Genomic DNA, 11,653 nt, shown 5'->3' with positions numbered 1-11,653 from the left:
GAAGGACGCCAGGATCAATAGATCTTGGAGAACTTTTCGATGTTGCTCTTGTCGAACTGGAAGGGCGGAGCCATCGCAGCCGAGTTGCTGTCGTCGAGCGTGACCTTGCCGACGCGGCCGATCGACAGCGTTGCGCCCGGCTTGGCTTCTTCCTTCTTCACCGCCAGATCATGGGCGAGGTAGACGGCGGAGTAGCCGAGGTCGATCGGGTTCCACAGGGCAACCGCCTGGCTGGAGCCGTTGTCGATGAACTTCTTGAACTCGGACGGCAGTGCGAGGCCGGTGACATTGACCTTGCCGATCAGCTTCTCGTCGGTCACCACCTGGGCGGCGGCAACGACACCGACGGTGGTCGGCGCGATGATCGCCTTGAGGTTCGGATAGGACTTCAGCAGGCCCTTGGCCTCGTCCGTGCTCTTGGCCGAGTCGTCATCGCCATAGACGGTGGCGACGAGTTTGATCTTGGGGAACTTCTCCGGCAGGATTTTCTTGGCCGCGTCGATCCAGGCGTTCTGGTTGGTCGCGGTCGAGGAGGCCGACAGGATGGCGACTTCGCCGCCTTCCGGCAGGTAGTCGGCGGCAAGCTTGATGATGGTCTCGCCGATCAGGCCGGTGTCGGACGGGTTGAGGTGAAGCTGGCGGCCTTCCTTGGCGACGCCCGAATCCCATGAGATGACGGTGATGCCGCGCTCCATGGCCTTCTTCAGCACCGGAACCAGCGCGTCGGCGTCATTGGCCGAGATGGCAATCGCGTTGACCTTCTGGGCGATCAGTGAATTGACCACTTCGATCTGGGCTTCGGCGGTAGCCTTGGTCGGGCCGGTGTAGATGATATCGACGTCGCCGAGTTCCTTGGCCGCTTCTTCGGCGCCCTTGTTGGCGGCATCGAAGAAGCCGTTGCCGAGCGACTTCACCACCAGCGCGATCTTGACGTTCTCTGCATAGGCGGCATTCACGAACATGGCGGCCGAGAATGCCGCCGTCACCATCAGTTTCTTCAAAAAGCTCATCGTATATCCTCCCTTGAGCGTTGCAATTCCATCGCCGCCACGGGCGTGAGGTGATCTCAGGCCTGCAGTGAAGATTCTTCCTTTGCCGATTTGCGGGCGACGATCAGCGTCACGCCTGCGGTTTCGAGCATTTTGGCTTCGCGATCCTCGATGCCATCGTCGGTGATGACGGTGGCGATGCGCGACAGGCCGCACAGGATCAGGCTGGAGCGCTTGCGGAACTTCGAGGAGTCCACCAGCACCACCAGTTCGTCGGCCTGATCGATCAGTTTCTGTTCGGCCTGGATCAGCAGCGGATCGCCTTCCATCAGCCCGAGGGGCCCGAGCCCCTGGGCGCCCATGAACATCCGGCGCGCATAGAAATTGCGCGTCACGTCATTGTCGAAGGGCGACAGGATGATGTTCTGCTCGCGGTAGATGGTGCCGCCCGACAGCATCACCGTGTTCTTGGAATGCTTGAGCAGGTGTTCGGCGATCGGGAACGAATTGGTGAAGATCGGCATGCGGCGGCCGGTCAGGAAATGCACCATCTGGAACGTGGTGGTGCCGCCATTGATGATGATCGGCTCGCCATCCGCGCACAACTCCACGGCTTCCCGTGCGATGGCCCGCTTCTGCGACGCGTTCAGTGTTTCGTTGACGGAGAAGGGCCGGCCAGCGAGGCCGATGAACTGCGGCGGGGAGATCGCTTCGGCGCCGCCGCGCACCCGGCGCAGGCGCTTCTGAACATGCAGCGCCGCGATGTCGCGGCGGATCGTCGCCTCGGACGAGTCCGTCAGGTCGACCATCTCCTGCACCGTCACCACAGGCTTTTCCTGGACGGCGGACAGAATGATCCTGTGGCGCTCTTTCTCGTGCATGGTTCCTCCCTTGCCCTGCCATCTAGGCATCCAAAACGCGCAGTGTCAATCATTTCCAATCATATAATTTCATTGTGCAGTGCAATATGATCGATTTTGATCGTTTGTGATTGACAAGATCGGCGCTTCCGTGGAAATTTGAACCAAATGGCCGCACCGATTGCGAGCCCTTCGGGAGGATTTATCTATGCTCGACAAGCGCAGCGGCACGCGCCTCGCCAATTTGTGGGATGATGCCAAGGCGGCCTCGATGGGCGAGCCGGAGCGCCTCGTCTATCGCTCGAACACGCTGGGATCCGACAAGCGCGTCACCAATTATGGCGGCGGCAACACCTCGTCCAAGATCTGGCAGAAAGATCCGCTCACTGGCCAGGATGTCGAGGTCCTGTGGGTGAAGGGCTCGGGCGGCGACAGCGCGTCGATCAAGCTCGACGGCTTCGCCACACTCTACATGGACAAGTTGCGCGCGCTGAAGGCGCTCTATCGCGGCGTCGAGCATGAGGACGAGATGGTGGGCTATCTGCCCCACTGCACCTTCAACCTCAATCCCCGCGCGGCCTCGATCGACACCCCACTGCATGCCTTCGTGCCAAAGCCTTATGTCGACCACATGCATCCCGATGCGATCATCGCCGTCGCAGCGGCGAAGGATTCCAAGGCGCTGACCAAGGAGATTTTCGGTGACGCCATCGGCTGGCTGCCCTGGAAACGTCCCGGCTTCGAGCTCGGCCTGTGGCTCGAAAAATTCTGCGTCGAGCATCCCCAGGCCAAGGGTGTCATTCTCGAAAGCCATGGCCTGTTCAGCTGGGGCGATACGCCGAAGGAATGCTATGAGACGACGATCTCGGTGATCAACCAGGCGATGGAATGGTTCGAGCGCCGCTCCGAAGGTGTGGCGATCTTCGGCGGCGAAGTGGTCAAGTCGCTCGACGCGCCGGCACGCCGCGCGATTGCCGCCAAGCTGATGCCAAGGATACGCGGCCTGATTTCCGAAAAGAGCCACAAGCTTGGCCATTTCGACGACTCGCCCGCCGTGCTCGAATTCGTCAATTCCAGGGATATGCGTCCGTTGGCGGCACTAGGCACCTCTTGCCCCGATCATTTCCTGCGCACCAAGATCAGGCCGCTGGTGATCGAGTTCGACCCCGCCAACCCTGACGTCGAGGCGGTCATCGCGCGCTTGGCCGATGACGTGGCCGCCTATCGCGCCGGCTACCAGGCCTACTACGACAGCTGCAAGCATGCCGACTCGCCCGCCATCCGTGATCCCAATGCGGTGGTCTATCTGATGCCCGGCGTCGGCATGTTCACCTTCGCCGGCGACAAGGCGACCGCGCGCATCTCGGGCGAATTCTACGTCAACGCCATCAACGTCATGCGCGGCGCCTCGACTGTGTCGTCCTATGTCGGCCTGCCGGAGCAGGAAGCCTTCAACATCGAGTATTGGCTGCTTGAGGATTTGAAGTTGCAGCGCATGCCGAAGCCGAAGTCGCTCGCCGGCCAGATCGCGCTGGTCACCGGCGGCGCCGGCGGCATTGGCCGGGCAACGGCCAACCGGTTGCTGCGGGAGGGCGCCTGCGTTGTGCTCGCCGACATCGACGAGAAGGCGCTTGCCGGCGCCAATGACGAGCTGGCCAAGGCCTATGGCAAGGATTTCGTGCGGCCGGTGCTCATCAACGTCACGTCGGAAGATCAGGTCATCTCGGGGTTCGCCGAAACGTCGGTTGAGTTCGGCGGCATCGACATCCTGGTGTCCAATGCCGGCCTTGCCTCCTCGGCGCCGATCGAGGAGACGTCGCTGGCGCTGTGGAACAAGAACATGGACATCCTGTCGACCGGTTATTTCCTGGTTTCACGGGAGGCATTCCGGCTGTTCCGGGTACAGAAGATCGGCGGCAATGTCGTCTTTGTCGCCTCAAAGAACGGTCTTGCCGCTTCGCCCAACGCGGCTGCCTATTGCACGGCCAAGGCCGCCGAGATTCACCTCGCGCGCTGTCTGGCGCTGGAAGGCGCTGAAGCGCAGATCCGCGTCAATGTCGTCAATCCGGATGCCGTCCTGCGCGGTTCGAAAATCTGGACCGGCGAGTGGAAGGAGCAGCGCGCCGCCGCCTACAAGATGTCGACCGACGATCTTGAGGAGCATTACCGCTCGCGCTCGATGCTGAAGCGTTCGGTCTTCCCGGAGGATATTGCCGAAGCGATCTATTTCTTCGCCTCCGACATGTCGGCCAAATCGACCGGCAACATCATCAACGTCGACGCGGGTAACGCACAGAGCTTTACGCGCTAGGAGCTTCCTTCTCCCCGTCACTACGGGGAGAAGGTGCCGGCAGGCGGATGAGGGGCATCGCCAGCCGAACGAATTTTGGGGAGGAAATAGCAGTTGTCTGAAACCATCATCTCCGCCAGCGTCGTCGAGAAGGACAATGCGGCCCGCAAGACAGCGCTTGAACGCGACTACGCCTCGCTGGGCGAGCGGCTCGACCGTCGCGGCATCGCCATCGACGCAATCCGCGACAAGGTCGAAAAATTCGCGGTGGCAATTCCTTCCTGGGGCGTTGGCACCGGTGGCACGCGCTTCGCCCGCTTTCCTGGTGCTGGCGAACCGCGCGATATCTTCGACAAGATCGAGGACTGTGCCGTCATCCAGCAATTGACCCGGGCGACGCCGACCGTGTCGCTGCATATACCGTGGGACAAGGCCGATCCGAACCGGTTGAAGCAGGCCGCTTCGCGTTTCGGTCTGGGCTTCGATGCGATGAATTCGAACACGTTTTCCGATGCCAAGGGCCAGAAACTGTCCTACAAATTCGGCTCGTTGTCGCATGCCGATGCCGGTACGCGCCGGCAAGCTGTCGAACACAATCTCGAATGTATCGAAATCGGCAAGACGCTGGGCTCCAAGGCGCTGACCGTGTGGATCGGCGACGGTTCCAACTTCCCCGGCCAGGTCAATTTCGCCAAGGCGTTCGAGCGCTATCTCGATGCCATGAAGGCTGTCTATGCCGAGCTGCCGGAAGATTGGAAACTCTTCACCGAGCACAAGATGTATGAACCGGCCTTCTATTCCACGGTCGTGCAGGATTGGGGCACCAACTACATGATATCAAAGGAGCTGGGCGACAAGGCTTTCTGCCTGGTCGACCTTGGCCACCATGCGCCCAACGTCAACATCGAGATGATCGTGTCGCGGCTGATCCAGTTCAAGAAGCTCGGCGGCTTCCACTTCAACGATTCGAAATATGGCGACGACGATCTCGATGCCGGCTCGATCGATCCCTACCGCCTGTTCCTGGTCTTCAACGAACTGGTCGACGCCGAACTCTCGGGCGCGGAGGGCTTTGACCCAGCCCATATGCTGGACCAGAGCCACAACGTCACGGACCCGATCGAAAGCCTGATGCTATCGGCGGTCGAGGTGCAACGCGCCTACGCCCAGGCCTTGCTGGTCGATCGCAAGGCGCTGGAAGGCTACCAGGACGCCAATGATGCGCTGATGGCCACGCAGACGCTGAAAGCCGCCTATCGCACCGATGTCGAGCCGATCCTGGCGATGGCACGGCAGCAGACCGGCGGCGCCATCGATCCGGTCGCGGCTTACCGAGCGGCGGGCTACCGGGCGAAGGTTGCGGCGGAACGGCCAGCTGTTGCCGGCGGTTCCGGCGGAATTGTTTGAGATTGGCTGATCTCCCCCTTGTGGGCGGGCAATCGCATATGGCTGACGCAGGGCGGTGCTCTACGAATACCCCACCCTTAATCCCTCCCCACAAGGGGGAGGGAGACCCGGTCGGCACTGAAACTTAGCAGAATTGCCGAGGTTCAGTGCAATGACATGGATCAATGAGGTGCGCGGCAGCGTTCCCTCCCCCTTGTGGGGAGGGTTAGGGTGGGGGCCTTCTTCGAAAAAACTTATATGTGATCGCCCTGCCCACGAGAGGGAGACCGGCTGGCTTCGGCTGACCGAACACCAATTTGTGTACGCCCATATTGATGATGGACTCGGGCGCCCCAAGTAGCTTTTCTAAGCACACCGCACCTGGAGCACCGCCATGCCCTTGACCCGCCGGACGCTGATTGGCGTCACCCTTTCGCTTGCATTCGCCTTCACGCCATCCGCTGCCGTCTTCGCCGCATCTCCAGCACCGGCCAAGGGCGAGAACGGCATGGTCGTCACGGCCCAGCACCTGGCTTCGGAAGTCGGCGTCGAAGTGCTGAAGAAGGGCGGCAACGCCGTCGACGCGGCGGTTGCCGTCGGCTATGCGCTCGCCGTCGTCTACCCCAATGCCGGCAACATCGGTGGCGGCGGCTTCATGACCATCCGCTTCAAGGATGGCACATCGACTTTCCTTGATTTCCGAGAGCGCGCGCCGTTGGCCGCCACCAAGACAATGTATCTCGACAAGGACGGCAACCCGGTAAAGGGCGCCAGTCTCGACGGCTATCTAGCGGTTGGCGTGCCCGGCTCCGTCGCAGGCTTCGAGATGGCACGCGAGAAATACGGCACGCTGACCCGGCAGGACTTGATGGCGCCGGCCATACGCTACGCCAAGGATGGCTTCGCGCTTGTCCAGGGCGATGTCGCCTCGCTCGACGGCAGTGCCGCAAGGCTGGCCAAGGATCCAGCCGCTGCCGCGATCTTCCTCAAGCCGGACGGCAAGACCTACGTGATCGGCGAAAAGCTGTTTCAGCCCGACCTTGCCGCATCGCTATCAGCCATTTCCGACAAAGGCCCGGACGCCTTCTACAAAGGGGCGATTGCCGATGCCATCGTCAAGGCAAGCGGTGCCAAGGGCGGCATTCTGGCCAAGCAGGATTTCGAACAATACGCGGTGCGTGAGCTGAAGCCGGTGACCTGCAATTACCGTGGTTACGAGATCACGTCCTCGCCGCCGCCGAGTTCGGGCGGTGTCATCATCTGCGAAATCCTCAACGTGTTGGAGGGCTATCCGCTGTCTTATCTCGGTGCCGGTTCGGCCGAGACCGTTCATGTCATGGTCGAAGCCATGCGCCATGCCTATGTCGACCGCAACTCGGCGCTGGGCGATCCGGATTTCGTCGACAATCCGGTCTCGAAACTGCTCGATAAGGCCTACGCCAAGGACATCAGAAGCAAGATCGACCCGTTCCGGGCAGGCGTTTCGGTGGACTTGATGCCGAAGGGTTTTGGCGAGTCGAAGGAGACGACGCATTATTCCATCATCGACAAGGACGGCAACGCGGTCGCGGTCACCTATACTTTGAACGGCTCGTTCGGCGCCGGCGTCGTCGCCGACGGCACCGGCATCCTGCTCAACAACGAGATGGACGATTTCACCCAGAAGCCGGGCGTGCCCAACCTCTATGGCCTGGTCCAGGGCGAGGCGAATGCCATCCAGCCGAAGAAGACGCCATTGTCTTCGATGAGCCCGACCATCGTCGCCAAGGATGGCAAGCCGTTCATGGTCATCGGCAGCCCAGGCGGCTCACGCATCATCACCATCACGCTGGAGGCGATCGTCAACGTCATCGACCACGGCATGAACATCCAGGAAGCAATCGACGCGCCGCGCATCCATCACCAGTGGCTGCCCGACACGGTCTATATCGAGCCGTTCGGCCTGTCGCCGGACACCGAAAAGCTGCTGGCCGGCATGGGCTATCACCTCGACCTCGCCGACCAGACCTGGGGGCAGGCGGCCGGTATCCTGGTCGGCGGCAAGAGCCTGGCGGAAATCGAGAAGGGCGGCGGAGCGCGCTACAACGGCGCTATCGACAGCCGTGCCGCATCGGGCGAAGCGTTGGGCTATTAGGGTGCTGTGCGTTCTGAGAGCGCAAAGCCTGACCTTTTTGAACCAAGCATCGGCCTGGAAGGCCGGTGCTCAGGTTTCAGTCAGGATCAGATAACCAGCGTGATGGTGGACGCAACCAGCATCAGCGCCGCGATGCCGACAAAGAGCGCGTAGATGCGCGGCCTGTCGAGCAAAAGCGCATTGCCGGAAATCCACGCCGCCGTGGCGGCGCCGAGCGCATAGAGAAAACCGTTGCGATGTCCGAAGACCATTGAGGCGGCCATCAAGCCGCCAATGATCAGCGCGCCGAAGACGATGATCACCGCAACCGCGTATTTTTCGAAGTCGTTTCCGCCTCCGATAGCCGGGCCGATCGCATTCAACGTCGAAAGGTCGTCCGGATCAAAGGGGTTCGCCGACCCGTATTCATCCTGACCGAGAGGCTCTCGCATCATTCGTTCTCCCTAAAATGGCAACAAATCATCAAGCCATGCCGAGCGCAACCCGATCACACTGGCCTCAGTGCATCCGGCACCGTCTTCAACATTTTCTGGCGCGGCTTGCCACCGTTTTTTTGCTCGACGCGTCGTTCGTTCCACTGCATTGCACAGCGGATACGACAGCGGCCTTCCGGCGGCACCATGAAATAGATTCGTGAAAGAAAGATGGTGCCAGACGCGGATTCACACTAGCAGTCTATATATTTGATTTTATTGCTTAATCTTCCATGTAGGCAACGGCCATTACCCGCAGAATTACCCAATTTTAAACTTCACCCATGGTTCGATTCCATTTTTCCACAGAAAATTGCATCGCAAAGATGCACGCTATCATTTTCCATAGTTCGCATTCGGATTTATCGGATTTTATCACCTTCTCGCCTCGGCCTCCAATATGCGGGATTTTCTACCCACATATTAACATCGGATTCGCGCCAGCCAGCACCATTGACGCTGATCTGGATCTGAGCGGGGAACGTGCCTTCGGCGATCTTGCGATAGATAGTCGAGCGGGACAGGCCGGTCCGGGCAAGGACGGTTTTCAGGCGTATAATACGATCCGGCTCGGACATGGCTCCCCTGCTTCTCAGTGGTTGTTGCTGATATCTGCTGGCACAGACAGGACGAACTGATGCTGGGCGCAATCAGGTTAGTCGTATCAGATGACTGAAGCGTATGAACGGCGGCGGATAGGCCGAGGGTGTCACAGGCCAATGTCCCTTCCCACGCTGATGCCGTGGTTGAACGCGAGTTCCACGCCCAGACGCCGGCCGGATTCAACCTGGATGCCAAGCGCCTTATTATTGATTGGCAAGGATCGATTGCGGATCGCGTTCGAGGCTTTGGTAATGTCGGACATGGCCGACCGCGTTGACTTGTACGCGGGCATGTCGCCGGCCTGGTATTGACGCTGGATCGTGCGGTCGAGTTTCTGCCAGCGTTCGACGAAACGGTCTGCTTAGCGGCCCGGACCGATGTCCAGCCCGGTGCGGATTTCCGTTTCAAGCTGGAGAGCAAGCACGATGCGATTGAGCATCCGTCAATTCACGCACCTGCTCGGGACTGCGCTGTCTGTCCACCGTTCCGCTGCGCAAGATCGCGTCGAGAGCGCGCGCACGGCGTCGTTTGTGTGGGTGAGAATGATCCGGCTTGCCCGTGGCTGCGAACGCTTGTCGCGATCCCAGCGCTCGACCAGATTGCTGCGCGCTTCGTCGCGCGCCGCAGCCTTGTGCACCATGCCTTGCGCGTCATAGGCCTCGATCGGAGCACCGATCGTGCCAGTCGCCAGATCGCGCGTGGCGTCACGCTGCCAGTCCTCGCGCTGCCGGCGCACCTAGCCGATTTCGACGCCGCCGTGGCGCTTCCATGTCAGCGTCTAAGCATCCTTGGGAAGCACCGAACGGACCCTTGCGATGAAAGTGTGGAATTCGGCCATGTAGTTGCTGAGGAACTCGGCGGTGCCGTCATTGGTGACCTCGCCGTCATCGGTGATCAGCCCCGGCGTGAACTGGATATAAGCTTCGGGGGCATTCATCTGCGGAGAATTGCAGAAGCTGAGCACGCTGCGCAGACTCTGCTGGGCGACGGCGGTGCCGATAGCGCCTGGCGAGGTGCCGATGACCGCCGAAGGCTTGCGGGTGAAGGAATTGGTGCCATAGGGCCTACTCGCCCAGTCGATCGCGTTTTTTAGCCCTCCGGGTATGGAGCGGTTATATTCCGGAGTGACGAAGAGCACGGCATCTACTGCCGCGATCGCGGCCTTGAACGACTTGGCAACAGGCGGATAATCAACATCATAATCGTAGCTGTATAGCGGCAGGTCCTTGAACAATATCTCCGACATTACGAGTTCCGGCGGCGCCAGCCGCACTAAAGCGCTGGCAAGCTTACGGTTGATCGATCGCTTGGCAAGGCTTCCGATAAAATAGCCTACCCTGTGCGTGGTCATGGGGCTCTCCTTTCGGTGATGTTGTGGGTCGACGTAAAATCACTCCGCGCCTTTGTTATTGTTCGCGTTTTGAGCCTGATTGTCAGCTTGTTTGTACGGCGTCGATGCATGATACCACTATCAGTTGATCTCACGCATCGCTCTTGCGGCCCTTGCGAATGGTCAACAGCAAGCAGAACCTAAGCCCGCGTTTGTCCACAGCGATATAGATTCCTCTACAAGAACATCCATTCGCGTGATCAAGCGCGGCGAGAGGCAACATAAGCAGTTCAAAACCTCCTGCCGAGGCATGCGCTCAATGCGGGATCGCGACGGTTCTTCTACGTCGGCGAAAGAACCACAGCCCGATAAGCCCGAGCATGACGATGATCCCGAGCGCCACGGCTGCTTGGGCGATCGTGACCAAAATTGTGGAGACGGCGCCGGCGCGGAGTTTAGCGACTTGCGCGACGTCCACCTTCGCGGCCGGGTTGCCGAAATGCTGGATCAGGTAGGTGCCTAGAGTCGCAACCTGTGTATCCGAAAGCTCCTTGGCAAAGCCCGGCATCAGGATGTCCGGTTGGTGATGCAGTCCTTCCAGCATCACCATCACCAGATTGTTGGTGTTTTCCCGGCCGAGCGCGGTGTTGTGCAGCAGCGGCGGCAGGCCGCCTTCGAAACTGCCCTGCCCATCGGCCTGATGGCAGGTCGCGCAATAGGCGTCATAGAGCTGGGGCCCGGTCATGGCGCCCAGATTTTGCGGCAGCGCCACGCCGCGTATGCTCGCCAGATCGTTCGACGGATTGCCCCAGGCAAAGACGGGCTGCGTGTCGGCAGCGTCTTGAACCGCCGGAATGGATTTCACGTAGACCGCGATTGCCTTCAGATCTTCGGGCGTCAGGAGACGTAGGCTGTTGTCGACGGCTTCCGCCATCGGGCCTGCCGCTTGGCTCTTGCCCGCCGCGTGACCGTCGCGCATATAGGCGACCAGTTCGTCGACGGTCCAGCCGCCGACGCCGCTATTGGCGTCGGACGTGATGTTGGGCGCATGCCAGAAGCCGACATCGCCGCCGGCCATTTCTGCGGATGTCTTTTCCGCCATGAACAGATTGCGGGGTGTGTGGCAGGTGCCGCAATGCGCCGGTCCCTGCGCCAGATAGGCGCCACGGTTCCATTCGGCGTCATGCGCGGGGTCGGGCTGGTAGGGACCTTTGTCGAGGAACAGCAGGTTCCACGCCGCCATCGAGAGGCGGATGTTGAACGGGAACGGCAGCTTAGTTTCGGCGGGGCGGGTTTCGACTGGTATCACGCCGTTCATGAAATAGGCATAGAGCGCGGCGACGTCGTCGTCGGAAAGCAGCGCATAGGACGTGTAGGGCATGGCCGGATAGAGATGCTTACCGTCGGCGCGCACGCCCTTGCGCAAAGCGGCGTCGAACTGCTCCAGCGTATAGTTGCCGATGCCGTCTTCTTTCGACGGCGTGATGTTGGTGGCGACGATCGTGCCGATCGGCGTAGCGATGGACAAGCCGCCGGCCATGGCCGCGCCGCCGGGTGCGGTGTGGCATGCCACGCAATCTGACGCCGT

General features: G+C 60.6%; 11 protein-coding genes. 3 read left to right on the top strand and 8 right to left on the bottom strand.

Annotated elements, in window-relative coordinates:
* Positions 1-14: 14 nt before the first annotated feature.
* Entirely contained in the window at positions 15-1,010 is a 996-nt protein-coding gene (gene rhaS, locus GA829_RS31800; protein WP_195176472.1) for a rhamnose ABC transporter substrate-binding protein, read from the bottom strand.
* A gap of 56 nt (positions 1,011-1,066) precedes the next feature.
* Entirely contained in the window at positions 1,067-1,870 is an 804-nt protein-coding gene (locus tag GA829_RS31795; RefSeq protein WP_195176471.1) for a DeoR/GlpR family DNA-binding transcription regulator, read from the bottom strand.
* A gap of 187 nt (positions 1,871-2,057) precedes the next feature.
* On the opposite strand from GA829_RS31795, the gene GA829_RS31790 reads away from it, so the two are divergent.
* The 3 genes from GA829_RS31790 (at position 2,058) to ggt (ending at position 7,659) form a co-directional block, all read left to right on the top strand.
* Positions 2,058-4,160: a bifunctional rhamnulose-1-phosphate aldolase/short-chain dehydrogenase gene (locus tag GA829_RS31790; protein ID WP_195176470.1), complete on the top strand. Its 2,103-nt coding sequence runs from the start codon at positions 2,058-2,060 to the stop codon at positions 4,158-4,160.
* Positions 4,161-4,253: 93 nt separating this feature from the next.
* Positions 4,254-5,546 (top strand): L-rhamnose catabolism isomerase, encoded by a 1,293-nt coding sequence (gene rhaI / locus GA829_RS31785; protein WP_195176469.1) that lies wholly within the window; start codon positions 4,254-4,256, stop codon positions 5,544-5,546.
* 373 nt (positions 5,547-5,919) lie between these two features.
* Entirely contained in the window at positions 5,920-7,659 is a 1,740-nt protein-coding gene (ggt, locus tag GA829_RS31780) for a gamma-glutamyltransferase (RefSeq protein ID WP_195176468.1), read from the top strand.
* 86 nt (positions 7,660-7,745) lie between these two features.
* On the opposite strand, the gene GA829_RS31775 is transcribed toward ggt, so the two are convergent.
* From GA829_RS31775 to GA829_RS31755, 6 genes are all read right to left on the bottom strand, one after another.
* Positions 7,746-8,093 (bottom strand): hypothetical protein, encoded by a 348-nt coding sequence (locus GA829_RS31775; RefSeq protein ID WP_258052054.1) that lies wholly within the window; start codon positions 8,091-8,093, stop codon positions 7,746-7,748.
* A 401-nt stretch (positions 8,094-8,494) separates the two neighbouring features.
* Entirely contained in the window at positions 8,495-8,710 is a 216-nt protein-coding gene (locus GA829_RS31770) for a helix-turn-helix transcriptional regulator (protein ID WP_195176467.1), read from the bottom strand.
* A 131-nt stretch (positions 8,711-8,841) separates the two neighbouring features.
* Positions 8,842-8,997, bottom strand: coding sequence for a hypothetical protein (locus GA829_RS37805; protein ID WP_463671732.1), 156 nt, complete (start codon positions 8,995-8,997; stop codon positions 8,842-8,844).
* A 180-nt stretch (positions 8,998-9,177) separates the two neighbouring features.
* Positions 9,178-9,471, bottom strand: a complete 294-nt coding sequence (locus GA829_RS37800) for a hypothetical protein (protein WP_463671731.1) — start codon at positions 9,469-9,471, stop codon at positions 9,178-9,180.
* Between the two features lie 42 nt (positions 9,472-9,513).
* Entirely contained in the window at positions 9,514-10,086 is a 573-nt protein-coding gene (locus GA829_RS31760) for an NADPH-dependent FMN reductase (RefSeq protein WP_195176466.1), read from the bottom strand.
* A 295-nt stretch (positions 10,087-10,381) separates the two neighbouring features.
* Complete coding sequence (locus tag GA829_RS31755; protein ID WP_258052053.1) at positions 10,382-11,638, bottom strand: c-type cytochrome; 1,257 nt, start codon at positions 11,636-11,638, stop codon at positions 10,382-10,384.
* Between the last annotated feature and the right edge of the window lie 15 nt (positions 11,639-11,653).

The organism is Mesorhizobium sp. INR15 (assembly GCF_015500075.1).
GTDB lineage: Bacteria > Pseudomonadota > Alphaproteobacteria > Rhizobiales > Rhizobiaceae > Mesorhizobium.
This window is presented reverse-complemented; position numbering and strand designations above follow the sequence as displayed.